Genomic DNA, 24703 nt, shown 5'->3' with positions numbered 1-24703 from the left:
TCCAATTTCATGTGTCGTTCACCGTGGCTGCATGCGAATGGCGCCATCGAGCCGGATGACCTCGCCATTCGCGTACTGATTCTCGACGAGGAAGCGCACCGCATCTGCGAATTCGGCGGGATCACCGAGCCGTGCGGGATAGGGAACGGAGGCGGCAAGGCTCTCCTGCGTTTCCTGCGGCAATGTGTGGAGCAGTGGCGTCATGAAAATGCCGGGTGCTACGGTGTTCACCCGAATCCCGAAGCGCGCAGTCTCCCGGGCGACAGGCAGGGCCAGTGAAACGATGCCGCCCTTCGAAGCTGCGTAAGCCGCCTGACCGACCTGACCTTCGAAGGCGGCGATCGATGCGGTATTGACGATTGCGCCGCGTGCCTTGTCCTCCCGTTCTGGCGCATCGGACATGCGGGCAACGGCAAGCCGCATCATGTTGAACGTGCCGATGAGATTGATCCGGATCACCTTTTCGAAATCGGCAAGCGGCAGCGGTCCTCCACGACCGAGCACGCGACCTGCGGTTGCCACGCCTGCGCAGTTGACGAGTATGCGCAGTCCGTCGCCGGCGGAAGCCGCCCGATCGAGCGCTTCTTCAGCATCCGCCTCACTGGTGACGTCTCCGGCAAGCGCCACGCCGCCGATGGCACGCGCTACTTTTTCGGCCGCCTCGCCATTACGGTCGAAGACATGCACGATTGCCCCGCACTTTGCGAGCATGCGTGCGGTCGCCTCACCAAGGCCGGACCCACCGCCGGTCACCAATGCACTTGATCCTTCGATCCTCATGCTGCGAGCTCCTTGCTGGCGTGAATGACCTCGGGCGTATCCGAATAGAGCGCCTCGACCAATCCGCTTCGATGGGCGAGCACTTGACGCTGGTTCAGAGAGCCCTTGTCGGTGATCTCGCCTTTTTCGAAGCGGGGCGGCTCCGTCATCAGCAGCAAGCGCATCACGCGGGTCGCCGAACCGCTCGCCTTTTGTTGATGGTCTGCAAGTCTTGCTGCAAGCTCTGCTCGTACGCTTGGATGGGCAAGCACCGCATCGTCGTTCAGATCGGCGTCCGGCGGAACGAGTTCGCGCAGGGCCGGCATGAAGGGGACTGCCAGGGCGCCCAGTTCCGCTCGGTTCTCGCCCGTGATGACCACATCGCGGATTAGCCCGCCGAATTGGTTGACGAGCTGCGCCCGCACAACTCCGACGGCGACCCATGTGCCGGTGTTCAGCTTAAAGTTCTCTGCCGTCCGGCCGTCAAAATAGAACCCTTTGCGCGGATCGCCCGGCGTTGCGAACTTCACGGCATCGCCGATCCGATAGAAGCCCTCCTCGTCGAATGCCTCGGCGGTCAGCTTTGGATTGCGCCAGTAGCCGGGCGTTACATTGGGGCCTTTCAGCCGCAGCTCATACTTGTCGTCAATAGGCACGAGCTTCATCGTGACACCCTGGGCTGGGACCCCCACATTGCCAGGGCTCTGTTGCGGATCGGTGCAGAAGATCGCAAAGGGGGAGGTTTCCGTCGAACCGAGGCCCGTCCCAAGCGGCACGCGATGGCCGAGTGTCGACTCGGCGAGTGCACTCAGCGCGTCCCAGGTATGCTGTGCCATGCCGGCACCGGCATACATCAGCATCTTCAGGTCACGGAAGAAGCTGCGGCGGAGCGCTTCATCGCCCCGCATCGCCCGCACGAGCATCTCGTAGCCGGCTGGCACGTTGAAATACCAGGTCGGCGAGACCTCCTTGAGATTGGCGAGGGTTTCACCGATCATTGCCGGTGTTGGCTTGCCCTTGTCGATATAGAATGTACCGCCGTTGTAGATGACGAGATTGAAAACCTTATTGCCGCTCGCGGTATGGTTCCAGGGTGCCCAATCGACGATCACCGGCGGTTCTTTGCGCAGGTACGAATAGCAGTCGGCGACCATCTCTTGATTGGAGCAAAGCATCCGCTGGGTCTGGATCACTGCCTTCGGCGACCCGGTTGTACCGGAGGTGAAGAGGAATTTTGCGATCGTATCGGGACCAACGGCGTCGAAAGCCGCATCGACAGACGGACCTGCACCCGCCTCGAGGAGGCTCTCGAACCGCACGGTGTTGCGACGGTGAGGAACGGGATTGCGTACCGACACGAACGGAATGTCAGGGCCGAAGGCCGCATCAACCGCTTCGGCGAAAGCCAGTCCATCATCGGCGAAGACGAGGCCGGGGGTAATTTGCCGGGCGACATCCTTGAGCTTTTCGAAGCTTGTGGAGAGCGTGCAGTAGGCGGGCGAAAGCGCTGCCGAAGGAATACCGACATGCTGGGCAGCGAGTGCCATCAATGCGTGTTCGATGGAATTGTCGGAAAGGATGGCCAGAGGGCTTTCAAGCGAAAGGCCGAAGTCGAGAAGGGATTGTCCGATCCGTCGTATCCGATCCAGGGCCTCGCCATAGGTGACTTTGCGCCATTCTCCCCCCTCAACGCGCTCCGCCATCCAGGGTCGATCGGGAGCCACGGAGGCCCAATGGACAAGACGCTCGTTGAGCTTGGCAGGATAAGGTCTGAGCAAATCCTTGCGCCATACGAGTACGGTGCCGTCCCGGCGGGTCTCCCATTCGAGAACCGGCGCCCACAATTCGACGTCTCGTACAGCCTTCCCCGTCATGACTCCTCCCAGACGTCAATCGCGAGAATCCGAACTTTGAGCCGCGACAGCTCCTCCCGAAATTTGTTTACAAGGAAACAATCTCCCTGTAAACAATCAAGTTACAGGCGAAGAACAGCGCCTGGCGCAACGGGAGATCATCGGGCATGACGGCAGACGGCGCGGAAAGCTTCGTCACCTATGAATTGAGGGGCGACATCGCGCATATCGGCCTCAACCGCCCGGGAAAGCGCAATGCGATCAACGACCGTTTCGTGGAAATGATCGCTGAAGCCGCCGCGCGGGCGGAACGCGAGGCGAAGGCCGCCGTGATCTTCGGTCATGGCGATCACTTCTGTGCCGGGCTCGACCTTGCCGAGCATGTGAAAAAGTCGCCAATGGAGGGCGTACGCGGCTCCCGCCGCTGGCATGCGGTTTTTTCCGCTATTGAACATGGCGCCATTCCTTGGATATCGGCATTGCACGGCGCGGTCATCGGCGGCGGGCTGGAACTTGCCGCGTCGGTTCATATCCGGGTTGCCGATCGATCTGCTTTCTTTGCACTTCCGGAAGGCCAGCGCGGCATTTTCATCGGTGGCGGCGGGTCGGTTCGCGTGGCGCGCCTGACCGGCGTCGCCCGCATGACAGACATGATGTTGACGGGGAGGGTTGTGTCCGCCGATGAGGCGGAGCGATGGAACCTCGCGCAATATATCGTGGAACCAGGTGAGGCGCGGAAAAAGGCACATAGCCTTGCGGAAGCGGCGGCAAGCAATGCCGAGATTTCTAACTACGCGGTCATCAATGCGCTGCCGCGCATCCAGGACATGGCCAAGGAGGATGGCCTGTTCGTCGAATCCTTCATCGCCGCCTTCACGGCGACCAGCCCGGAGGCGGAGGAGCGTTTGCGGGCTTTCCTTGAAAAGCGCGTGGCGCGGGTCAGGGCGCCGGGCTCAGTTTGAGGACTATCCATGGATATGATTGTCCGCACCAAGGACGAAGTGGCTCTCGGCGGGCTGGAGGATGCTCCGGGTTTCCTGCTTCGCATGGCACAGCTCAAAGTCTACGAACAGTTTTTCGATCAGGTCGGGGATCATCGCATCAAGCCTGGGGAGTTTTCCGTCCTCTGGGTCATCTCCTGCAATCCAGGCATTCGGCAGAGTCTGCTTGGCCAGCGGCTGTTGATCAAGCGCGCGCACATGACCAAGCTCATCCGCGCGCTGGAGGAGCAGGGGCTGGTGTCCCGGCGGATTCCTGACGAGGATCGCCGTGCCGTGGAACTGTCCTTGACGACGAAGGGACGGGTGGCGGTCGAAACGGCCTCGCAGTGGTTCTTCGCCTATGAGCAATCGCTTGGTGCAAATCTTTCGGCAGGTGAGCGCGAGCGGCTCATCGCGCTCTTGAAGAAATTCATCGGCATGAAGGCGAGCGGCCTATGAAACTCGACGAACTGGTGGCGATCGACATCCATACCCATGCCGAGGAGCCCTGCTGCGGGCCACGCGATGACGGCTATGACGAATTCCAGGCCGGCATGGCGAAATATTTCAAGAATCCAGCGGGCCACAAAGGCATGCTGCCGACGGTCGAGGAGACGGCATTCTATTACCGCGAACGCAAGATCGGCTGCGTCATCTTCCCCGTGGATGCCGAACGGGAAACCGGGTTTCGTCGCTACGAGAACGAGGAGGTGGCGAGGATCGCAGCCGAAAACAGCGACATCATGATCCCTTTCGCCTCGATCGATCCCGCCAAGGGCAGGGTAGGTGCGCGCGAGGCTCGGCGCCTAATGAGAGAGTTCGGCGTCAAGGGCTTCAAATTCCACCCCACCATGCAGGGATTTTATCCGAATGACCGAATGGCCTATCCGCTTTATGAAGCCATTGCGGAGGAAGGCGCGATCTCGCTCTTCCATACCGGGCAGACGGGGGTGGGCGCAGGGCTGCGGGGCGGCATGGGCATGCGGCTCAAGTTTTCCAATCCCCTCCACCTAGATGATGTGGCGGTCGATTTTCCCGACATGCCCATCATCCTGGCTCATCCGTCCTTCCCGTGGCAGGAGGAGGCGCTCTCCGTCGCCACTCACAAGCCCAATGTCTATATCGATATGTCCGGCTGGTCGCCGAAATACTTTCCGCCGATCCTTGTCCAGTATGCCAACACGATTCTGAGGACGAAGATGCTGTTTGGCTCGGACTGGCCGGCCATCACCCCGGATCGTTGGCTCGCGGATTTCGAGAAGATCGATATCCGCGACGAGGTCCGCCCGCTGATTCTCAAAGAGAATGCGCGCGCGCTGCTGAAGCTTTAGACAAGCGTCGCAGCAAAGGTGTTCCCTGGCAAGACCGATGACAGTCGGCCTTGTGCCCATAACCCGCTGGCGGTGGGTGCAAGCACATAGCCACACCATTCCGCGCGATGCGTTTTCTTTCAGGCCGACTGCCTGAGCTGAAGTTCCGCCTTGAGGAGAATCCGTCCCGTGACGGGCTCCTTCTGGGGAAGATCGTCGATCTCGCCGAGCTTATGGAGCAGCAGCTCGATGGCCAGCCGTCCGATTTCGTTGTAGTTCTGACCCACGGTGGTGATCGGCGGACAGGCATAGCGGGCAAGGGGATGGTCGTCGTGGCCGGCGACACGAAGGTCGCAGTCGTTTCCGTGTCCCACCTTGAGGCCGGCCTGATAAGCGGCCGAGATGACGCCGAAGGCGACACGATCATTGGCGCAAAGCACGGTTCGGGTCGGGAAACCGCCGTTTTTCAGGACCCGTTGCGTCTGTTCAAAGCCGAATCGTTCGAAATCCCACGACCTCTGCTCCTCGACGCCGATGACGACCGGTTCCAGCTTGAGCAGCGACATGGAGTCCAGATAGGCCTGCTCGCGCGTACGGGCGTTCATGTTGACCGCCGGCATCCCGAAATAACAGGGCCGCTCGCCTGAACGACACAGGTAATCGACAATCAAACGGAAGCTCTGCCTGTTATCCGTGCCGACGAAATAGGAGGTTTCGTCCAGCGGCGAGTCCACATAGACGAGCGGGATGCTTTCTCCGAGCGCGGCCAGTCGCTCCTTGTGGGAATCGATGCCGAGCGGAGCGATGATCGCGCCGGCGACGTTCATGGATTTGAACGTCTCGATGGCGCGGTCCTCCATCTCGGGCTTGCCATCCGAAGACAAAACGAAGGCCAGGAAGCCGGCCTCATTGGCGATCAATTCTATGCGGCGCGTGAGCGCCATGTAGAAAGGGTCGGTGGAATTCGGAATGATGATGCCGAGGATGTTGGTGCGCCGGCGGTTGAGATTGACGGCGAAGATATTGGGTCGAAAGCCGGATTGCTTGACGGCGGCTTCGATCAGGTCGCGCGTCTTGCCACGGACCGATTTCGGGTCGTTGAAATACTTCGAGATTGTCGGTCGAGACAGACCGACGAATTCGGCGAAGTCTTCCATCGTCCTGATTGGCTTTTCCAAATCGCGTTCCCCCAAAACTTGAACCTCAATTCCGTTGGAAAGCCCGCACCTGTCAAGACGCAACGCGAGCCGGCGGATCGGGTCGATCAGGCTCGGCACGCCTCGAAATAATCCTCGAGGACGAGGTCGATCGCGCCGAGGATGAGTCCCTTGGCCGTCGGCACGATGTTTCCGGCGCGAACGCCGGGATAAAGGGCGCCGAGATGCTGGCTGATCATCGTTTCCGGGATGGGAATTTCGCCAAGGACCGACAGCAAGGCCGAGACGGCTTCGGAGATCCGAGCCTCCGGCCAATAATAGCGGATACGGTCGCTATAGGAGTAATGCCGCTGCAAGTGCTGTTCGGCGGGACTTCCATGATAGTATTTGTTCCAGTTGCCGGGGTTCTCGACCATGACCGCTTCTGTGACCGCCAACAGCGTGGCTCGGCGGCTTTCCGGCATCAGGAAGGCGGCGATCTGGTCGAGGCCGTAGAGCGCCTCGCGGAGGGCGAAGGTCAGGCCCGGTCCGACCTTGAGGATGGCGAAGCCGTCGGCCACGAGCGCCTTCAGGGCCGCTCGGGTCTGGTAATCGGTGGAATGGGCTTCGAAGACAAGGTTCGGCAGGCTTTCCAGGCTGGCACTGAGCGACTTCGACTTTTCAGGATCATAGGCGATGACATTGTGATTGCCGAACTCGACCCCGGGCTGGACGACGGCGCCGACGACGCGATCGAAGGCCGATCCTGCCCCGGCTTTTTCGAAGGCTTCGGCATGAACCTCGACTGTCTTGATGGCGGCCTCGGGCTTGGTCACTTCCAGGATGTCCAGTTCCTCCATCGCGCCGCCGGGGATCGGCACCTCGGTTCCGACGATGTAGACTGGCCTCGTGGCATTCGTATTCCTGATCTCGTCTTCGGCCGCGGCGGCAAGCCGGGCAGCGCGTTCGGCGGTGATCTCATCGGGAAGCGCCACCGGCTCGCCCGCGCAGCCCATGCTGGTATCTAGGTGCAGTTTGGTGAAGCCCGCCTTTGCATAGGCGCGGATCATGACCTCCGCCTTGTCCATGGCCTCGGCAGCAGGCAGAGACTTCCAGGGGTTGGGACCCAGATGATCTCCGCCGAGGATCACCTTGTCCATGGCGAACCCGGCCCTTGCCGCGGTCTCGCTTACGAAACGATGGAAATCCGCTGGCGTCATTCCGGTATAGCCGCCGTCCTGGTTCACCTGATTGCAGGTCGCCTCGATGAGAAGCGGTGAACCTGACTTTGCCGCACGCACCATTGCGGCCTCGATGACGAAGGGATGCGCCGAGCATATGGACGGTATGCCCCTGAAACCGGCGGAGCGGTTGCGCCAGGTCGCGATGTCGAGGAGATGGTTCTGCTGCATAATGGTTTGGTTCTCTTAAGCTTGAAGGAATGCCTTGAGTTCGGCGCGCGTGGATGCGCCCTCCATCGGTCCGGTTTTGGTGACGGCGAGCGCGCCGGCGGCGTTCGCATGGCGAAGCGCCTCTTCCGGCCCCGCACCCTCGAGCCAGAAGGTGACGAAGGTGGCACCGAAGCAGTCGCCCGCCCCGGTGGGGTCCACCTCTTCGACTGGAATGCTCGCAAGCCGCAGGGTCGTTTCCACATCGTGATAGGTCGCACCCGCAGCACCCTGCTTCAGCACGATCGCCTTGATGCCCCTGCCGAGGAGCTCCTTGATCGCGGCATCCTCGGTCTTCGCCTCGGTGAAGAGAAAGAGTTCCTCACCGCTCGGCAGGAAGACGTCCGTTTCGGCGATCACCGTCTGCAGTGCCTCACGCATGCCGGGGCTGTTGAGGATCTCGGGGCGGAGATTGGGATCGAAGGAAACCGTCCCTCCCTTCTTCTTGATGGAGCGGAGCGCCGAGAGCACGGTCTCGATGACACTCGGTGCATAAAGGGCAGTGCCCATCACGTGCAGGTGGCCGGCTTCATCGATCAGCCGTGCTGCAGCATCGGTGACTTCTATCCTGCCACAGGCGCTGTGGCGGATGTTGAAGACGAAGGCGCGGCTACCATCATCCCGGTAGCGGACGAAGGCGCTGCCGGTCGTGCCGTCCGGATCGACGGCGATGCCGGAAATGTCCACGCCGTCGGCCTTCAATCGGTCGACGTTGACGTGCCCGAAATCGTCATTTCCGACCGCCGAGATGATCGCGCAAGGATGCCCGAGCTTGCCGACCTGGTCGATGAAGATGGCCGGGGCGCCGGAAGGGAAGGGACCGATCAGGGGTACGGGGGAACGGAAGCCGTTGCCGCGCTCGGTGGCGATGATCTCGACGAGGATTTCGCCGATGGTCAGTATCTTCTTGCTCATTGCCTGTCGCCTACTGCTTTGCGCGTTTCGCGCGAACGTCCAGCCAGACGGCGACGAGGATCACGAGGCCCTTGACGATCAACTGGTAGAAATAGGGGACCGACAGCATGTTCATGCCGTTGTTCATCACGCCGATGATCAGTGCGCCGATGAGCGTGCCCACCATGGTGCCGACGCCGCCGGCAAGGCTGGTGCCTCCGAGCACGGCAGCGGCGATCGCATCGAGCTCGTAGCTCATGCCGGCATTGGTTTGCGCCGAGTAGAGGCGGGAGGAGAGCAGGACTCCACTGACGGCCGCCATCAGGCCGGAAATCATGAAGATGGTGATCTTCAACCGGTCCACCTTGATGCCGGAATAAAGTGCTGCTTCCCGGTTGCCGCCGGTGAGATAGGCGCGCCGTCCGAAGGTCGTCTTGCCGAGCAGGATCTGGTTCGCGACGAAGAGGACGAGGACGATCCAGATGATGATCGGCAGGCCGAGAAAGCTTTCGGTGCCGATCGCCGTCCAGGTCTCGTCCATGATCATTGCCGGCGCGCCGTTCGTCGGCAGGCTGACCAGGCCGCGATAGATCCCCATGGTCGCGACCGTGACGATGAACGAAGGCAAAAGCAGTTTGGCAGTCAGCACCCCATTGATGAGACCCATGACGGCGCCGGCAAAGAGTGTCAGGACAAGCGCCGGCGCGAAACCCATGCCGAAGGCGAAGCATTGCGCCCCGACCATGCCGGCAACAGCGATGATCGAGCCGATCGACAGGTCGATCTCGCCGAGCAGGATCACCCATGTCATGCCGAAGGCCGCGATCGCGATGACGGCGACCTGCTGCAGCACGTTCATGAAGTTCGCGAGCGACATGAAGCGCGGGTTCATGACCGAGAAGATCACGCAGAGGATGATGAGGGAAAGGAAGATGCCGCCATACTGCTTGAAGATCTTCAGCAGCATTGCGTTGGATGCCGTGTTCGGGTTCATGCTGTCAAACCTGTCGCGAGGGCCATGATCTTTTCGGGATTAAGGTCGCCGCCAGCGGCGATGCCGGAAAGCCTGCCTTCGTGCATGACCGCGACGCGGTCGCTCATTCCGAGCACTTCGGGCAGTTCCGACGAGACGAGGAGGATGGCCGTTCCCTCCGCTGCCAGCTGGCGGATGATCTTGTAGATTTCGAACTTGGCGCCGACGTCGACGCCGCGTGTGGGCTCGTCGAGAATCAGCACCTTGGGCCGGGTGAGCAGCCACTTGGCGAGCACGATCTTCTGCTGGTTGCCGCCGGAAAGCGCGCCGGCCGGCGTGTCGAGCGAGCCAGTCTTGATGGCGAGCCTGGAAACTTCCGAGACCGCGGCCTGCCGCTCGGCGCGCCGCCGCAGGAAGCCGAGCTTCGAGGCGAAATCCTTCAGCGCCACCATGGAAATGTTGCTTTCCACGCTGTGGCTGAGGACGAGACCTTCTTCCTTGCGATTTTCGGTGACGAAGCCGAAGCCGCTTTCGATCGCCTTCACGGGTGAATCGATGACGATGGGCTGGCCGTTCAGGCGCACGGTGCCTGCTGCTTTGCGCATGCCGAAGAGCGCATTCATGATTTCGGAGCGGCCGGAACCGATCAGGCCGAAAAATCCGAGGATTTCGCCTGCGCGGATCTCGAAGGAGATGTCCTCGAATTCGTCGTCGCGGTGGAAATTCGCCACGGACAGAATGGGCGCAGTCGCAATGTCGGGCGTGCCCGAGATGCGGGGAGGATAGATTTCCTCCATCTTGCGGCCGACCATTAAGGAGATGAGTTCGTCGATCGTCACACCGCCGCGCTCTCTCGTGGCGATGTATTCGCCATCGCGCATGACGGTGATGTCGTCGCTCAGCCGCATGATCTCCTCCATGCGATGGGAAATGTAGATGACGGCCGCGCCGCGCTTCTTCAGGCGCGCGATGATCTCGAACAGGATCTCCGCCTCGCTGTCGCTCAGCGAAGACGTCGGCTCGTCGAGAATGACGACCTTGGCATCGATGCTGAGCCCCTTGGCGATCTCGACCAACTGCCGCTGGGCGATAGAAAGATCGCCGACCTTGGCCTCCACCGAGATCGGCAGCCCGAGTTCGYGGACGATTTCAGCGGCCCTGCCGTTGAGCTTGCGATCGTTGATGAAGCCGGCCGTCGACGGCTCGCGGGTCGCCAGTATGTTCTCGGCGACCGTCATGTTATTGCAGAGGCTGAGTTCCTGGAAAACGATTGTCAGCCCGAATGCGGCGGCATCCTGCGGGTTTGCCGGATGATACGGCTTTCCCTCGAAGCTGATGCTGCCGTCCGTCGGTTGATAGATGCCGGCCAGGATCTTCATCAGCGTCGACTTGCCGGCGCCGTTTTCCCCGAGCAGGGTGTGCACACGCCCCCGCCGCACGTCGAGATGCATGTTCTTGAGCGCCGCGACCGGACCGAAGGTCTTGGAAATGTCTGTGATCTTGAGAATGGTATCGGCGGTGGGCGCAGCCATTGCGGCCTCCTTCTCATTCCTTGCAGGCGGTCCCACGGGTTGGGGTGCGCGGGACCGCCATGCTTCGAGCGGTCATCGCCGGTAGGCGAGCCGTCCTGGGAGAGCGTTATTTCTTGGTATAGACGCCCGGAACGATCGGCTGCTCGGCGGGGACGTCCTCACCGGCAATAACCTTGACCGCGGTCTCGACGGCGGTTTTACCCATCTGATCCGGGAACTGCTGGATGACGCCTACCATGACGGGATTGCTGTCGACGGCCTTGCGCGCCTCTTCCATGCCGTCAAAGCCGATGACCTTGACCTGTTCTTCCAGTCCGGCGGCCTTCACGGCAACCGCAGCCGCGAGAGCCGCGTCGTCACCGAAGCCGAAGATGCCGTTGATATCGGGATTGGCCTGCAGCATGTTCTGCGCGGCGGCAAGCGCCTCGGCGCGGGTGATGCCGGTCTGCTGGGCGACGACCTTGACATCCGCATGCTCGCCGATCGCCTTCTTGAACCCTTCGATGCGGTTCACGACGGACTGGACGGTCGGGTAGTCGATGATCGCGACATTGCCCTTGTCGCCGAGCTCCTTGGCCATCAATTCGCCGGCCTTGACGCCGCCGGCGAAGTTATCGGTGCCGATATGCGAGGTGACTTTCACGCCCGCTGCCGGCACGTCGACGGTGATGACCTTGATGCCTGCCTTCTCGGCCTTGGCGATGGCAGCCACAACGCCCTGGCTGTCGACCGGCGAGATGATGATGACGTCAACGCCCTTGACGATGAAGTCTTCGACGTCGGCGAGTTGCTTGTTGAGGTCCTGGTTGGCGATGGAGACCTCGAGCGGGACGTTCTTGGCCTTGGCTTCGGCCGTCATCGCATTGGCGAGCTCGATATAAAAGGGATGCTGCTGCGTCAGAAGCGAGGCGCCGATGCCTTCCGCATAGGCTGCGGCGGCGGACATGGAAAATGCTGCGGACAGTGCGAGCGCAGCGACGATTTTCTTGATGGACATATTTCCTCCCCAGGAAAATGGGCACGGGGCCTTTTGACACTCTACATCCGAGGCGGCCCTCCCTACCTCGAATGCACCGGAGTCTTAGAGTATTAACTTTACGTGTGTCAACTTTTTGGTATGTCCGAGGAAAGAAAAATGTGATCGCGAGGAAATTGACGGCAAAACTTTACCCGTCTGAAAAGCGTGCTCCACGGTAGGCTTTAATGGGGAAGGCGCCGCGACCAGTGAGGCGTTTGCGGTGCGCGCCAAGCTATTCGGGTTGACCGAGGCGGTTTTCGTCGTCGATCAAAATGAGCCGAGCGGGAAGGCTTTCACCCCATGTCCAAAGAACGAGGTTYAAATCCTCTCCGGTCGCGCCGGGAGCGAAACTCCTGACGAGCAGGCCTTGATAGCCGGCGACGGCGAGCCGCCTGGCAAAGCTCTGCGTTCTGGCCTCGCCGACCGATTTCATCTGATCACGCCATGTCGCGTCTGAGATCGCGGCGGTATTCATTCCTTCCGCCTGAAGAGCATCGTGGTCGCGGCTGTCGAAGACGCGCTCGAAAACAGCTTCATAGGAGACCAGCGTCGTCGGCTGCAGATTGCCGACCTGATTGGCTTCGCGCAACGCTGTAAGAATGGACGGGGACGTATAGAGCGCCGGCATTCCCTTGGGGTTGAACCGGCCGCCGTAAAGTGCCGCTCCCCGGCCGGAGAGCGGCTGCCGCGCATAGACCGGGTTCAGCGCTCGGTAGAGTTTTCCTTCATATCGCATCGGCTAGGGCTATGCGTGAACGCCGGCATCGACCGCGTCGATATAGTCGAGGACCTCGTCAGCGCGTCCATCGCGGACCAGCTGCATGGCGGTCTGGCCGGAGAAGCCGGGCAAGGGTTCGGAGCGGTACCAGGCATAGGCCATCAATGCAGAGCCAAAGCGCGGCTCGACCTTGTTGACGACCTCGACCATCTCGCGCRGGCGCCGCTGCGTCTTGTCCGAGCGGATGCGGTCCTTGCGCTGGATAGCGTCCTTGCCGAGCCCGGTAGTACGGGCGATTTCCTCGCTTGTCGTCCGGAAAGCATCCGCAATCTTGCGTGGCGCGAAGAGCCCGTCGTCTGCATATTGGGCGAGACTCATTTCTCTCACTCCATGTAATGCCAAATATTATGACGTTATATAGCGTCAATAATGGTGGAATTCAACGGAATCAGCGAAGAACGGAAAAGAGCGGGTTCTCCAAGCCGGTGCTTCGGTGCGGTCAAAACTCTGCAGCCACTTGTCCGAAGGCAAATCGGGCCGGGTGTTGTCGGAAACTCCCGATCAGGAAAATTGCACACGCGTACATTTTGTCATTCGGCTGTTATGCGGCACCCGTAAATCAAGCCTCGTTGATGATCCTTCAACGCTTCCGCGTCCCCGGCACGACCGATCCTTGTGGGCACGGAAGACACCGTTTTCTTCTCGGGGGTTGGCTATGACCGTTCTTTCAATCTGCAAGTCTGTCACGCTCGCGGCCGTTCTGCTGGCCTCGACCGCCGTTTTCGCTTCCGCCAAGGATGTTACCATTTCCGTCTGGTCGGGCGGCTCCGGCCCGAACGACAACTACCGTGTCGATGCGATCGAGATCGCCGCCGGCCTGCTCGAGCATGAAGCCGCCGTACGTGGCGAAGAGCTGAATATCACCGTTCAGAAGACACCCTATTCGGGATGGGAGGAGTTCAAGCAGGCCCTGACGCTTGCGGCTGAAGCCAAGAAGGCGCCGAACATCGTCGCCACCGGCCACGAAGATATCGGCCCCTGGGCACAGGCGGGTCTCATCGTGCCGGTCGAAGACTATATTGATCTCGATAGCTGGCCGATCAGCGATATCTATCCGAATCTCATGGAGATCTCCTCCTTTAACGGTGCTGTCTACGGCATCCCGCAGGACGCAGAATCCCGGCCCTTCTTCTTCTGGAAGCCTCACATGAAGGCGATCGGCTACAGCGATGCCGATATCGAAGCCCTGCCGGCCAAGGTCGAAAGCGGCGAATATACGCTGAAGAACGTGCTGGAAGACGCCAAGAAGATGCAGGATGCCGGTCTCGTCCAGGCGGGCTACGGCTTTTATCCGCGCACCAATAACGGCCCTGACTACTGGCAGTTCTACACCTCCTTCGGCGGCGTGATGGAGGAGGAGGGCAAACTCGTCTTCGACAAGGCGGYGATGGCCCGCACCTATCAGTATTTCGTCGATCTCGTCGCGTCCGGCGTCACGAAGAAGAACCATATCGRCATGCCCGGCGATCAATGGTGGGCGGAAGTCGCGTCCGGCAAGGCCGGCATCTGGCACGGCGGCACCTGGCACTATGCACGCCTTGTGAACCAGGAAGGCCTCAAGGACTTCTTCGGCAATGTGCAGTTCACGCTGATCCCGGCGGGCGAGGGCGGCAAGGCCAACACGCTCACCCATCCGCTGACCTATCTCCTGATGGCCGGCCATGACGAGGAGACGACGCAGATCGCCGCCGATCTCGTCAAGATCGCGTCGGAACCGCGTATCAACGCGCTGCACGCCATCAAGTCCGCCCATCTCGGCATCTCGGAAGCCGAGACGAAGGTCGATCTCTATGCCGCCGACCGCTGGGCAAGCGAGGCGACCGCCCGCCTGCTGCCGCACGCCAACGCGATGCCGAACAACGCGGATTTCGGCAAGTACTGGACGATCATGTGGAAGAATTTCGAAGCAAGCTGGACCGGCGCCAAGACGGTCGATGCTGCCGTCAACGATGCCGAGGCGGAACTGAAGTCGACGCTGGGCGACGCCATCATCATCCGCTGACGCCGGCTGCGGGTGGCGTCTCGTTCCGCCGCCCGCAGCTTCTCTTCCAGGGTTTCTTCCATGAGAACATCGCGAATGCTCGGCCTCGTCATGATCGCGCCGGCGGCAATCATGATCCTGCTGTTCTATCTCATGCCGGTCATCCTTACCGGCGTCTTCTCGATGACCAATATGAGCACGGCGACGGGCATTTCCGGCGGCGCCTTTCAGGTCACGCAGAGTGCGGTAAACCGGCTGCGCCCCGAAATGCCCGAAGTCGCGGAGGCCATTTCCGAACCGCGTTTCGTGATCGACGAGGCGGGGATTGCCGCGGTCGAGGCCGCTGGCCTTTCTCCGGCGATCGCGGCCGAATTGCGGGCGGAGCATCTTGGAGAAGTCCATGCGTCCCGACGCGAGGCGGAGCGGATGATCAAGGCTCTCAAGGAGCGGCCATCGACGCGTCAGACCAAGCAGATATCGGACCTCTTTAACCGCTCGGTCATCAACACCCGTTTCGGAAGCCGCGAAGCGCTGATGGACGGGCTAAAAAAACTCGGGGTGACGCTGACGCCCGAGCAGCAGGAGACAATGGCGGGAGCCACCTATACCGGCTGGGTCTGGACGACCGATAATTTCCGGATCATCCGAAACTCCGCGGATATGGCCCAGGTGTTTCTCAACACCGCCTTCTATGTCGCGGTGACGCTGCTTTTCTTCAATGTCGGCTACGCGCTGTTCCTCGCGGTAACGACCCATTACATGGCGGCGACGACCGCATCCGTCTTCCGGGCCATCTGGCTTTTGCCGCGCATCACGCCTGTCGTGATCTACGTGCTGATGTGGAAATGGCTCACCTGGGACAGCGGCTTCATCTCCATGTTCATGGGTCAGTTCGGCCATCCGCCCAAGAACTACCTGCTCGACAATGCCTATAACGCCTGGTTCTTCGTGATCCTGATCAACGGCTTCATCGGCGCATCCATGGGCATGCTCGTCTTCTCCTCCGCGATCAAGGCGATCCCGGAGGCGCAGTTCCATGCAAGCGAGGTGGATGGCGCCAGCCGCTGGCAGCAGATCCGTTATATCATTCTGCCGCAGCTTCGCTGGCCGATCCTGTTCGTGACCTGTTACCAGACACTCTCACTACTCGCTTCTTTCAACGAAATCCTGCTTTCGACCCGCGGCGGGCCGGGGCGGGCGACCGAAGTGTGGTCGCTCGCCGCCTACCATACCGCGCTTCAGAACTATACCGGCAATCTCGAATACGGGCTCGGCGCTGCCATGGCGCTGGTCCTGGTGGTGATCGGCGTGATCCTCTCCCTCATCTACCTGCGTGTCTTCCGCTACGACTCGCTTATCTCCAGGCCGTTGATCGAGGACTGATGATGGCCCAAAAGACCCGCACCTCCGCGAACTTCTCCAGCCTGCCGGTGATCCTGCTGCTTGGGATCATCAGCCTGCCGCTGTTGCTGATGTATGCCTATCTTTTCATCGATACGGTCACGGATTCTCAGGCGGGGTCGCTGGTCCCCAGCGAATTCACGCTGCGCCACTGGAGCTTTCTCTGGGAAACCAAGCCGGGCAAGCCGAATATCTGGCTCGTCACGCTCAACACCTTCATCTTCGCCAGCAGCATCACGGCGGTCATCCTTCTCGTCTCCTCGATGGCTGGCTATGTGTTGTCGCGCCTCAACGTGCCGGCCCGCGGCGTCTTCCTCGCCGGCGTCATGGTGCTGCACGCCTTCCCGTCCGTGACGCTGATCATCGCGATCTTCGTCGTGCTGCAGTGGATCGGGCTCTACAACTCGCTGATCGGCGTCATCCTCGTGAAGGCGGCAATCGACCTGCCGCTCGGCATTTGGCTCATGAAGGGTTTCTACGACACCGTGCCCTGGGAGATCGAGATGGCAGGCCTGGTGGACGGCGCTTCGCGCTTCACGGTTTGGCGCAGGCTGGTGCTGCCGCAGATCAAGCCCGCGATCATGGCGCTCGGCCTGTTCTCCTTCCTCACCGGCTGGAGCGAATTCATCCTGCCGCAGGTGCTGGCGCCGGGGGCGCAGGTACAGGTTCTGTCGGTCTATCTTGCCGGCCTGATCGTCGACGACAACAATTTCGATTTTGGGACCTTCAAAGCCGTCGGCGTCTTCTACGTCGTGCCGGTCCTCATCCTCTACGTCTTTTTCCAGAAGCATCTCATGAACATCTACGGCGGAGGCACGAAAGGCTGATGCGTATCCTGCTCGACAAGTTTTCGAAAAGCTTCGGGTCCACCAAGGTCATCGAGGACCTGGATCTCGACGTCGGTTCCGGCGAGATGCTGGCCTTGCTCGGTCCTTCCGGCTGCGGAAAATCCACGACGCTGTTTTCGATCTGCGGCATCCATCGGCCGAGCTCCGGCCGTATCCTTTTCGGTAACAAGGACGTCACCGATCTGCCGAGCCAGGAGCGCAATGTCGGAGTGGTCTTCCAGTCCTATGCGCTTTATCCGCATATGACGGCCGCCGAGAATATCGGCTTTCCCCTGACGGTTCGGCGGGTGGCGACGGCGGAGATCAGGAAGAGGGTCGCGGAGATCGCCGCACTCGTCCATATCGGCGATCTACTTGACCGGCGTCCGTCGCAGCTTTCCGGCGGGCAGCAGCAGCGCGTGGCGCTTGCCCGCGCGCTGATCCGCCGCCCGGACGTGCTGCTGCTCGACGAGCCGCTCGCGAACCTCGATGCCAAGCTGCGACTCGAAATGCGCTCGGAAATCCGACGGCTGCAGAGGGAGACGGGCATCACCGCCATACTGGTCACCCACGACCAGGTGGAGGCCATGTCGATGTGCGACCGCATCGCCATCATGAAAGCGGGCGAGATCGTCCAGATCGCCACGCCTTCAGAAATGTATAACGAGCCGCGCACGGCTTTCGTCGCCGGCTTCCTCGGCAACCCGCCGATCTCCTTCCTGAAGGGCAGAGCAGAACAGGGCGAATTCGTGCTGGATGATGGCAGTATCAGGCTGCCGCTTGCGACCCTTTCCGGCATGGCGGACGGGACGCCGCTGACGCTTGGTGTGCGGCCGGAGCATTTCGGCAATGGGGGCGATGTCCCGGTCAGCGGCCGGATCTCCTTCGCGGAGACGCAAGGCCGGGAAAACCTCTATGATGTGATGTTTGCGGACGGCTCGGTGTTGCGGTCGATCCAGCCGGTGCGTGGCGATCTGAAGCCGGGCGACGACGTGCGCTGGAACCTCGACAGCAAGATGGCCTTCGTCTTCGCAGAAGACGGTCGGAGGCTGTGACCATGAGGGGTTTCTCGACTTTCATGGAGCGCTTTGGCTGGCCGCAAAACAAGGGAAGGCTGCCCTTTTGCATCGGCCATCGCGGCGCGAGCGGCCATCAGACGGAAAACACGCTCGCCGCCTTCCGCAAGGCGGCCGAACTCGGCGCCGAAATGTGGGAACTCGACACCCAGATGACGGCCGACGGCGTGGTGGTGGTTTCTCACGACGACCACCTGGAACGCGTCTTCGCCAAGGATCTGCATATTTCGCGGCTGACCTTTACGGAGCTGCGCGCGACGGTGCCGGATGTGCCGAGTTTCGAGGAGGTCGCAGCACTCGGCCGGGAGACCGGCTGCGGGCTCTATGTGGAGCTGAAGCGGCCAGGCACTGGCCCGCTCTGCTGGCGGCACCTGGAGGAGATGGGGCAGCGCTTCGCCTGCCTCGGCTCGTTCGACGTGGCGCAGGTGCGCGAGCTGCGCGATATGGGTTGCAACTATCCGCTCTCGGTACTGGTCCGCGTCGGCAATGATCCGCACAGGCTTGGCGAGGAAGCCGGCGCCGATATCCTGCATCTCTGCTGGGAAAGGGCGAGCGACACGCCTCAGGAGTTCGTAACCGACGAACTTGTTGAAAGGGTTTTTGCCAACGGCAAGGAACTGGTGCTCTGGCACGAGGAGCGGCCGGAGGTGCTGAAAGACATCATGGCGCTGCCGGTTCTCGGTATCTGCACCGACCTGCCGGACCTGATGCGTCCGAAGGGAACGAATGGCGCGATCCGAGAGCAGCGCCGGGTGACCTCTTTCGACGTGGCACGGGCGGCGGGCGTATCCCGCGCCGCCGTCTCGCGCGCCTTCACGCCGGATGCCAGCGTTTCTCCCAAGACGCGGGAAAAGGTCTTCCAGGCAGCCAAGGAACTCGGCTATCGGGTCAATTATCTGGCACGCAGCCTCACAAACAAGCGTTCCGACATCGTCGGCCTGGTGGCGGCGGGCTTCGACAATCCATTCCGCATGCAGCAGATCGAGCACCTGGCGCGGGCGCTTCTGGCGCGCAACTTCCGGCCTATGCTGCTGCCGACTTCGAAGGAGGCGGATACTTCCGCCGTGATTGGCCAGTTGCTGCATTACGCCGTCTCGGGCGTCATCGTCACCTCTGACGCGCCGCCGTCCGACATCTGCGAGGAATGCGCCGCCGAAGGCGTTCCGATCGTGCTCATCAACAAGGGAGAGGACTTCCCCTTCGTCGACCGGGTCGTTTCGGACGACCGGATGGCGGGACAGATGGCGGCCAATCATTTGCTCGAGACGGGCGCCAAACGCCCTGGGGTCGTGGCCGGCGCTGCTGTCTCCTATTCCGCGCGCCGGAGGGCGGAAGCCTTCCTGGCACGCTGCGCCGGGCTTGGGATCGAGGCGGGGCTCATTCCGGTTCCGATCAACGGCTACCGGGACGGTTTCGAGGCGGCCGAGAGGATTCTGGAAATGGAAATCGACGGCGTCTTTTGCGTCAACGACTACATGGCCTGCGGGGTGTTGGATCGGCTGGCGCGTGGTCTCGATCGAAGCGGCCCGCCGCCGGTCCGTATCATCGGCCATGACGACATTCCCCAAGCAGGCTGGGGCGCCTATGAACTCACCACTTTCCTGCAGCCCTGCGAAGTGCAGGCGGAACAGGCTATCGATCTTCTGATCAGCAGGATCGCCGAGCCGGAGGCGGTTGCGCGGGTGGAGTTCACACCGGTTACGCTCATCAAACGAAGAAGCGCATAGATGGATTTCCTGATTGACAAATCGGCCCTTCGGGCGCGTGCGGAAACCGCAGTGGCGGTGGCGCGCCGGATAGGCAGGGACGTGGCGCGGTTTCGTAACCAGGCGCTGCCTGCAACACTCGAGGTGGAGAACAAGGGCCTGCAGGATTTCGTAACGGTCGCTGACCGCCGCAGTGAACAGGCGATCCGTTCTGCCCTGCTTTCGGCCTTTCCCGAGGATGCCTTCATGGGAGAAGAGGGTGGAGGGCGCCCCGGTGATGTCGGAACCTGGGTGGTCGATCCGATCGACGGCACGACCAATTTCATCCGGGGTTTCCGTCATTGGGGTGTGTCCATCGCCTTTGTCTTGGATGGGGAAATCCAGGTCGGCGTCATCTATGACGCGGCGCAGGACAGTGTTTTTCATGCGATCCGCGGTGGGGGCGCCTTTAAGGAGGGCGCGCCGATCGCAGCCGCGAAGACGACCGACCCCACGCAGGCGATCGCCATTCTGGGCCACTCGCGCCGCACCGAGTTCGAGGACTATCTCGCCGTCTCCCACCGTCTCTACGAGCGTGGCATCGATTATCGGCGCATGGGGGCGGCGGCGATCGGTCTCGTGCGCGTGGCGGAAGGCATCGCCGATCTCTATTACGAGCGGCATCTTTCTGTGTGGGACATGCTGGCCGGCGTGCTGATCGCGCGGGAGGCGGGCGCGAAGGTGGCGGTTCCGCCGCTTGCCGAAATTCTTGGCGGAGGCGGGCCGGTGGTCGCCTACGCGCCTCAGCTGGAAGCCGAATTCGCCTTCCTGATGGAGGTCGCGAGCCTTTCGGCGGAGGCGGGTTAAGCCGCTTCCGCCAGCCTGCTCTTCCAGGCCCGTTCAGTGGCGGGGGCCTCGTCCGTGGTGATCTGGTCCGGCTTCAACGCGATCAGCCCGGAAAACTCGCGCCATTCCGCATCGCTGAACCCTGCTTCCGGGTTCTTCAGATTGTAGGTCCAGGCATCGACGAGTTTGCCGTGGTCGTGGCAGAGGCCAATGAGATCGAGCCCGTCGCGAGCGGCCTGCAGAACGAGCTGCCAGGCGAGATAGATCGTATCCGGCTCGGTGGGGCCGGTGAGGTCTGCAACAAGCTCGCGCCCGGCTGCCGCAAGACCATCGTGGCGATAGATTTCCACCAGTTTGTCGGTCGGATCTATGCCGCGCCGAAGGCCGGGWAGGCGATCCTTCACTGCGAGCACGAGATCGAGGTCCGCCGCGCTGACGATGATCTGGGATCCGGCATCGCGGAAATGGTCTGCGATATGGTCCATCCCGCGCTCGCCCACAATGGCTAAATCGTCCTTCATGTCGAACTGGAGCAAGGCATCCGGATGCGCGGCATCGAGCATGGCTGCAAGGTCCTCGCTCAGCGTCAGGCCATGGTTGCCGTCCCTCATGAGCAGTCCGCGCAATTCGGATGCGCTGGCATTGCGGACAAGTCCATGGCCGGTCGTCTCGCCTTCGAGTTCCTCATCGTGTAGAGCCACGAAGCCGCTGTCACCCCGGACCCTCAGATCGAGCTCCATCGAGGCGCCGAGCCGGAAACCCTCAGCCATGATTTCGGGACCGAACAGCGGGTCGGAAAAGCTGCGGCGAAGCCGATGCCACTTCAGCCGGGTCGGGTGCCCCGAATGGGTTATGGTGAGACCGGGAAAGTCCGTCATGATGAGATCCGAGTTCGCTATTGTTCTTCCGGCGCAATGCTCTAGGCGCGGGATATGTCATGCATGTAACAGCTATTGTGCTTCCGCGCGAATGAACGCGTGTGATTGCTGGGGGCGATCGTCAAAGCAGCTTCGGTTTTGAAGGAGCGGGGCCGGAGGAGCGCCGTTCGATGAATGTCGAGGCGAGCAGGACCCGGCGCGCGGGCAGCAGGGGTTCGCTTTCGGCGTTTATGCGTTCGATGAGCAGTCGCAGGGCGACCTCTCCCATTTCCACGCCGTGCACCTTCACCGTCGTCAGATTGGGCGCAATCTGGGTTGCCGCCGAAAAATCGCCGAAGCCGACCACCGACATGTCTTGCGGAATCCGGTATCCGAGAGCGAGCAATGCCGAGACGGCGGTGAGCGCCAAGCCGTCATGGGCGCAGAAAAGTGCCGTCGGCGCCGCCCCCTTTGCCTGAAGGTCGCGAAGCGCAGGGACGAACCCGTCGTTTTCGTCGAACCACATCTGGTTGAGCTCGATGCCGCCATGCGCCTCGACGCGCTCACGAAGGCCGTAATATCGCTCCATCCGGCCGCGATAGCCCGCCATTCCATGGATGAAAGCGATGCTTCGGTGGCCGAGGCCGATGAGATAATCTCCGACCGCCGCGCCGGCTTCGTGATCGGTGCCGCCGACATGATCGGCGGCTTCCAGGGGATCGACCCAGCCCATCCGCACCGCCGGCACGCCGGACGCTCTTACGATGTCGAGCGTGGCCTTCTCATGCGGGCCGACAAGTATGAGGCCGGCGCTTGTTTCGGCCATTTCGGCGACGCGCTCTACGTCATGGGTCCATTGCAGCCGAATTTGCCTTCCGGTGCGGTGCGCTTCGCGCTGGACACCGTCCTGGATCATGTGCCGCAGTTCGCTGTTGATGATGTCGACATCGTGGAAGGCAATCCCGATCTCGCTTTGTGGATCAGCCGGACGGTTCCGCCTGTATCCAAGTTCCAAGGCAGCGGCTTCAACCCTCCGCCTCGTCTGGGCGCTCACGCCGTCCTTTCCCGAAAGCGACCGGGATACGGCGAACTTAGAAAGCCCGGTGTGTCGGGCGATAATTTCCAATGTCACTTTTGTCATCGGCGGTTTCTCGGCTGTGGTTTTCTGCCGGCGGTTTCTAGGGCGTTGAAACCAGCTCAGCTCTCTTTCCACAGAGCCCGGCGAACTTTGAACATAACGCTTTACCTAACAAAAATATATCTGCAAGCTAACTTTATTGAAAATAGGTAGCTAACGAAAGCGCCTTTTTCGAATCCGGTACGCACGCGTCTTATGAGGAGGATGGCCGCGTACCTCGTCGAGGAGGAACCCATGCGCGAATTCACTCGTCGTAATCTCCTGGCTGCGGGAACCGCGRCCGCCTTGTTGCCCGTCTTCCCGTTTCATGGCTTTGCAGCCGAACCGGTGGAGCCGGATACGCTGAAATCACTTGTCGAAGCGGGTAAGCTTCCGCCGATCGCCGATCGTCTTCCGATCAATCCGATGGTGGTCACACCCTTGGAAAGGGTCGGAAAACACGGCGGGGACTGGAACAGCGCCATCGTTGGCGGCGGCTCGCTTTCCATGCTGTTCCGTTACCAGGCTTATGAGCCGCTTTTACGCTATGCGCCCGATTGGTCCGGCGTGGTGCCGAATGTCGCCGAGCACTATGAAAGCAATGCAGAAGCGACGGAGTTCACCTTTCGTCTGCGCAAGGGCATGAAATGGTCGGATGGCGTGCCGTTCACGACCGAAGACATCATGTTCTGGTACGAGGATATATTCTCGTATGAGGGATTGAACGACGTCGGGCAGAACCATCTGACGGCCGGGGGTAAGCGCGCCCGTTTCGAGGCGGTGGACGACGTGACCTTCAAGGTCCTGTTCGAAAAGCCGAACGGTTTGTTTCCGCTGCGTCTGGCCTGGGCAAACGACGATCAGACGACCCGCGCTCCGAAACACTATCTGAAGCAGTTCCACGCGAAATATAATCCCAATGCCGAGGAAGAGGCCAAAGCCAAGGGCGCTTCCGGCTGGATCCAGCTTTTCCAGCGCGAAGCGGGCCTCGTCGTCGACAACGAGTTCTTCCAGAATTCGAGGCGGCCGGTGATCCATGCATGGAAGATGACGGTCGCGCCCGGCGAAACCACGGACCGCGCGATTGCGGAGCGCAATCCCTATTATTGGAAAGTCGATCCGCAGGGTAATCAGCTGCCTTATCTCGACCGGATCGTCTATCAGATGGTCTCCGATCCGCAGGTGCTTCTATTGAAGGCCATGCAGGGCGAAATCGACCTGATGGACCAATATATCGCGACACCGGCCAACCGGGCGGTTCTCTACGATGCGCAGCAGCAGGGCGGTTTCGGCTTCTATACGCTGAACTCGACGGAAACCAACGAGATGGTGTTCCAGCTCAACCTCAACCATCCGGATGAGGCAAAGCGGAAGCTGTTCAACAACAGGGACTTTCGTGCGGCGCTTTCCATGTCCCTCGACAGGCAGGCGATCATCGATACCGTGTTCATCGGGCAGGGAACCGTGTCTCAGCCGGCGATCCGGCCCGAAGATCCGCTCTACAACGAGCGGCTTGCGACGCAATATACCCAGTACGATCCCGACGCCGCCAACGCTCTTCTGGATGCAATACTGCCGAACAAGGACGGCGAGGGTTTCAGGCTCGACGAGAACGGCCGAAGGGTGACGGTGATCTTTGAGATCGACCAGGCGCGTGCGACCTTCCTCGACATTTTCCAGCTTGCTCTGCCGATGTTTCAGGCAGTCGGAGTGGATGTCCAGATGCGGACGATGGATCGCTCGCTCTGGGAGGTGCGGGTGCGCCAGGGCATCGAATACGATGCCACGGCGCACAGGTTCGGCGGAAATGGCGGAATTGCCGCCATTCTCGACCCGCGCTACTTCCTGCCGAATACCACCGAGGCGCTTTATGCCAAAGGTTGGCAACTCTGGTACCGCGACCCGGCCTCGAAAGGTGCAGTCGAGCCRCCGCCGCCGGTTCGTGAGGCGCTGGCACTCTACGATCAGGTCCTCGGCTCTCCCGATCCTGAGGAGCAGAAGCGGCTGATGTCCCAGATTCTTGAGAGTGCGGCGGACCAGTTCTACGTATTCGGCATCTGCCTACCAAGCGACAGTTATGGCGTGGTCAAGAACGACATGGTGAATGTCGCGAAAACCATGCCGAATTCCTGGGGCTATCCGACGCCGGCACCAGCCAATCCCGAGACCTTCTTCAAGGCCTGACCTCCCTCGTCGCCCGCTCGCTTCGGCGGGCGGGCGACGGAAATTCCC

At 61.2% G+C, this 24703-nt stretch carries 22 protein-coding genes and 1 pseudogene; 11 read left to right on the top strand and 12 right to left on the bottom strand.

Features of this window, described 5'->3' with window-relative positions; genetic code table 11:
- Window positions 1-18: 18 nt before the first annotated feature.
- The gene (locus LCM4573_RS15210; protein ID WP_071007237.1) at window positions 19-780 is read right to left on the bottom strand and encodes an SDR family NAD(P)-dependent oxidoreductase; all 762 of its coding nucleotides are present in this window, start codon (window positions 778-780) and stop codon (window positions 19-21) included.
- The gene (locus LCM4573_RS15205) at window positions 777-2633 is read right to left on the bottom strand and encodes a feruloyl-CoA synthase (RefSeq protein WP_071007236.1); all 1857 of its coding nucleotides are present in this window, start codon (window positions 2631-2633) and stop codon (window positions 777-779) included. The genes LCM4573_RS15210 and LCM4573_RS15205 overlap by 4 nt, the downstream gene beginning before the upstream one ends.
- Window positions 2634-2779: 146 nt before the next feature.
- Here LCM4573_RS15205 and LCM4573_RS15200 point away from each other — a divergent pair, with 146 nt between their 5' ends.
- Genes LCM4573_RS15200 through LCM4573_RS15190 form a run of 3 tightly spaced genes read left to right on the top strand, consistent with a single transcriptional unit; the run spans window position 2780 to window position 4923 of the window.
- Window positions 2780-3574: a crotonase/enoyl-CoA hydratase family protein gene (locus tag LCM4573_RS15200; protein ID WP_071007235.1), complete on the top strand. Its 795-nt coding sequence runs from the start codon at window positions 2780-2782 to the stop codon at window positions 3572-3574.
- A gap of 9 nt (window positions 3575-3583) precedes the next feature.
- A complete protein-coding gene (locus LCM4573_RS15195) occupies window positions 3584-4051 on the top strand; it encodes a MarR family winged helix-turn-helix transcriptional regulator (RefSeq protein WP_071007234.1) in 468 nt (155 codons plus the stop codon).
- The gene (locus LCM4573_RS15190) at window positions 4048-4923 is read left to right on the top strand and encodes an amidohydrolase family protein (protein ID WP_071007233.1); all 876 of its coding nucleotides are present in this window, start codon (window positions 4048-4050) and stop codon (window positions 4921-4923) included. Before LCM4573_RS15195 ends, LCM4573_RS15190 begins: the two co-directional genes overlap by 4 nt.
- A gap of 119 nt (window positions 4924-5042) precedes the next feature.
- Here the strand turns inward: LCM4573_RS15190 and LCM4573_RS15185 are convergent, their stop codons facing one another.
- The 8 genes from LCM4573_RS15185 to LCM4573_RS15150 all read right to left on the bottom strand — a co-directional run bounded on the left by LCM4573_RS15185 (window position 5043) and on the right by LCM4573_RS15150 (window position 12999).
- Window positions 5043-6059, bottom strand: coding sequence for a LacI family DNA-binding transcriptional regulator (locus LCM4573_RS15185; protein ID WP_071007232.1), 1017 nt, complete (start codon window positions 6057-6059; stop codon window positions 5043-5045).
- 107 nt (window positions 6060-6166) lie between these two features.
- A complete protein-coding gene (locus LCM4573_RS15180; RefSeq protein WP_071007231.1) occupies window positions 6167-7450 on the bottom strand; it encodes a D-tagatose-bisphosphate aldolase, class II, non-catalytic subunit in 1284 nt (427 codons plus the stop codon).
- 15 nt (window positions 7451-7465) lie between these two features.
- Window positions 7466-8401 (bottom strand): sugar kinase, encoded by a 936-nt coding sequence (locus LCM4573_RS15175; protein WP_071007230.1) that lies wholly within the window; start codon window positions 8399-8401, stop codon window positions 7466-7468.
- A gap of 10 nt (window positions 8402-8411) precedes the next feature.
- Window positions 8412-9374 carry an ABC transporter permease gene (locus LCM4573_RS15170; RefSeq protein WP_071007229.1) on the bottom strand — a complete coding sequence of 321 codons (963 nt, stop codon included), beginning with the start codon at window positions 9372-9374 and terminating at the stop codon, window positions 8412-8414.
- Entirely contained in the window at window positions 9371-10885 is a 1515-nt protein-coding gene (locus LCM4573_RS15165; RefSeq protein WP_071007228.1) for a sugar ABC transporter ATP-binding protein, read from the bottom strand. The genes LCM4573_RS15170 and LCM4573_RS15165 overlap by 4 nt, the downstream gene beginning before the upstream one ends.
- 106 nt (window positions 10886-10991) lie before the next feature.
- Window positions 10992-11831, bottom strand: a complete 840-nt coding sequence (locus tag LCM4573_RS15160; protein ID WP_407071737.1) for a substrate-binding domain-containing protein — start codon at window positions 11829-11831, stop codon at window positions 10992-10994.
- 304 nt (window positions 11832-12135) lie between these two features.
- Window positions 12136-12639 carry an RES family NAD+ phosphorylase gene (locus tag LCM4573_RS15155; RefSeq protein WP_071007226.1) on the bottom strand — a complete coding sequence of 168 codons (504 nt, stop codon included), beginning with the start codon at window positions 12637-12639 and terminating at the stop codon, window positions 12136-12138.
- A 9-nt stretch (window positions 12640-12648) separates the two neighbouring features.
- Window positions 12649-12999: an MbcA/ParS/Xre antitoxin family protein gene (locus LCM4573_RS15150; protein ID WP_071007225.1), complete on the bottom strand. Its 351-nt coding sequence runs from the start codon at window positions 12997-12999 to the stop codon at window positions 12649-12651.
- Between the two features lie 337 nt (window positions 13000-13336).
- On the opposite strand from LCM4573_RS15150, the gene LCM4573_RS15145 reads away from it, so the two are divergent.
- The 7 genes and pseudogenes from LCM4573_RS15145 to LCM4573_RS15115 all read left to right on the top strand — a co-directional run bounded on the left by LCM4573_RS15145 (window position 13337) and on the right by LCM4573_RS15115 (window position 20518).
- Entirely contained in the window at window positions 13337-14683 is a 1347-nt protein-coding gene (locus tag LCM4573_RS15145) for an extracellular solute-binding protein (protein ID WP_071007224.1), read from the top strand.
- A gap of 60 nt (window positions 14684-14743) precedes the next feature.
- Complete coding sequence (locus LCM4573_RS15140) at window positions 14744-16045, top strand: carbohydrate ABC transporter permease (RefSeq protein WP_071007223.1); 1302 nt, start codon at window positions 14744-14746, stop codon at window positions 16043-16045.
- Window positions 16046-16047: 2 nt separating this feature from the next.
- Window positions 16048-16890, top strand: a complete 843-nt coding sequence (locus LCM4573_RS15135; RefSeq protein ID WP_071007222.1) for a carbohydrate ABC transporter permease — start codon at window positions 16048-16050, stop codon at window positions 16888-16890.
- On the top strand, window positions 16890-17945 hold the full coding sequence (locus tag LCM4573_RS15130; protein ID WP_071007221.1) for an ABC transporter ATP-binding protein: 1056 nt from the start codon (window positions 16890-16892) through the stop codon (window positions 17943-17945). Before LCM4573_RS15135 ends, LCM4573_RS15130 begins: the two co-directional genes overlap by 1 nt.
- Before the next feature lie 2 nt (window positions 17946-17947).
- Window positions 17948-18682: pseudogene (locus LCM4573_RS28285) on the top strand (glycerophosphodiester phosphodiesterase); the annotation flags it as partial.
- Window positions 18674-19693 carry a LacI family DNA-binding transcriptional regulator gene (locus LCM4573_RS27720; RefSeq protein WP_071007297.1) on the top strand — a complete coding sequence of 340 codons (1020 nt, stop codon included), beginning with the start codon at window positions 18674-18676 and terminating at the stop codon, window positions 19691-19693. The pseudogene LCM4573_RS28285 and the gene LCM4573_RS27720, both read left to right, overlap by 9 nt.
- On the top strand, window positions 19694-20518 hold the full coding sequence (locus LCM4573_RS15115) for an inositol monophosphatase family protein (protein ID WP_071007220.1): 825 nt from the start codon (window positions 19694-19696) through the stop codon (window positions 20516-20518). It begins immediately after the preceding gene.
- Here the strand turns inward: LCM4573_RS15115 and LCM4573_RS15110 are convergent.
- Together LCM4573_RS15110 and LCM4573_RS15105 are read right to left on the bottom strand one after the other, a co-directional pair.
- Entirely contained in the window at window positions 20515-21375 is an 861-nt protein-coding gene (locus LCM4573_RS15110; protein ID WP_071007219.1) for a glycerophosphodiester phosphodiesterase family protein, read from the bottom strand. The genes LCM4573_RS15115 and LCM4573_RS15110 overlap by 4 nt on opposite strands.
- A gap of 121 nt (window positions 21376-21496) precedes the next feature.
- The gene (locus tag LCM4573_RS15105) at window positions 21497-22495 is read right to left on the bottom strand and encodes a LacI family DNA-binding transcriptional regulator (RefSeq protein ID WP_071007218.1); all 999 of its coding nucleotides are present in this window, start codon (window positions 22493-22495) and stop codon (window positions 21497-21499) included.
- Window positions 22496-22726: 231 nt separating this feature from the next.
- On the opposite strand from LCM4573_RS15105, the gene LCM4573_RS15100 reads away from it, so the two are divergent.
- Complete coding sequence (locus LCM4573_RS15100) at window positions 22727-24655, top strand: ABC transporter substrate-binding protein (protein WP_071007296.1); 1929 nt, start codon at window positions 22727-22729, stop codon at window positions 24653-24655.
- Window positions 24656-24703 lie beyond the last annotated feature (48 nt).

Source organism: Rhizobium sp. LCM 4573 (assembly GCF_001854865.1).
Classification (GTDB): domain Bacteria; phylum Pseudomonadota; class Alphaproteobacteria; order Rhizobiales; family Rhizobiaceae; genus Neorhizobium.
Note: the sequence above shows the minus strand (reverse complement) of the source record. Positions and strands in the feature narration are given on the sequence as shown.

Bases quoted from the DNA above. Each gene is read 5' to 3' on its own strand.
- LCM4573_RS15205 (WP_071007236.1), bottom strand. From the start codon at position 2,633: ATGACGGGGAAGGCTGTACGAGACGTCGAATTGTGGGCGCCGGTTCTC.
- LCM4573_RS27720 (WP_071007297.1), top strand. From the start codon at position 18,674: ATGCGTCCGAAGGGAACGAATGGCGCGATCCGAGAGCAGCGCCGGGTG.
- LCM4573_RS15130 (WP_071007221.1), top strand. From the start codon at position 16,890: ATGCGTATCCTGCTCGACAAGTTTTCGAAAAGCTTCGGGTCCACCAAG.
- LCM4573_RS15135 (WP_071007222.1), top strand. From the start codon at position 16,048: ATGGCCCAAAAGACCCGCACCTCCGCGAACTTCTCCAGCCTGCCGGTG.
- LCM4573_RS15140 (WP_071007223.1), top strand. From the start codon at position 14,744: ATGAGAACATCGCGAATGCTCGGCCTCGTCATGATCGCGCCGGCGGCA.
- LCM4573_RS15185 (WP_071007232.1), bottom strand. From the start codon at position 6,059: ATGGAAGACTTCGCCGAATTCGTCGGTCTGTCTCGACCGACAATCTCG.
- LCM4573_RS15170 (WP_071007229.1), bottom strand. From the start codon at position 9,374: ATGAACCCGAACACGGCATCCAACGCAATGCTGCTGAAGATCTTCAAG.
- LCM4573_RS15180 (WP_071007231.1), bottom strand. From the start codon at position 7,450: ATGCAGCAGAACCATCTCCTCGACATCGCGACCTGGCGCAACCGCTCC.
- LCM4573_RS15210 (WP_071007237.1), bottom strand. From the start codon at position 780: ATGAGGATCGAAGGATCAAGTGCATTGGTGACCGGCGGTGGGTCCGGC.
- LCM4573_RS15175 (WP_071007230.1), bottom strand. From the start codon at position 8,401: ATGAGCAAGAAGATACTGACCATCGGCGAAATCCTCGTCGAGATCATC.
- LCM4573_RS15200 (WP_071007235.1), top strand. From the start codon at position 2,780: ATGACGGCAGACGGCGCGGAAAGCTTCGTCACCTATGAATTGAGGGGC.
- LCM4573_RS15190 (WP_071007233.1), top strand. From the start codon at position 4,048: ATGAAACTCGACGAACTGGTGGCGATCGACATCCATACCCATGCCGAG.
- LCM4573_RS15115 (WP_071007220.1), top strand. From the start codon at position 19,694: ATGGATTTCCTGATTGACAAATCGGCCCTTCGGGCGCGTGCGGAAACC.
- LCM4573_RS15195 (WP_071007234.1), top strand. From the start codon at position 3,584: ATGGATATGATTGTCCGCACCAAGGACGAAGTGGCTCTCGGCGGGCTG.
- LCM4573_RS15105 (WP_071007218.1), bottom strand. From the start codon at position 22,495: ATGACAAAAGTGACATTGGAAATTATCGCCCGACACACCGGGCTTTCT.
- LCM4573_RS15160 (WP_407071737.1), bottom strand. From the start codon at position 11,831: ATGTCCGCCGCCGCAGCCTATGCGGAAGGCATCGGCGCCTCGCTTCTG.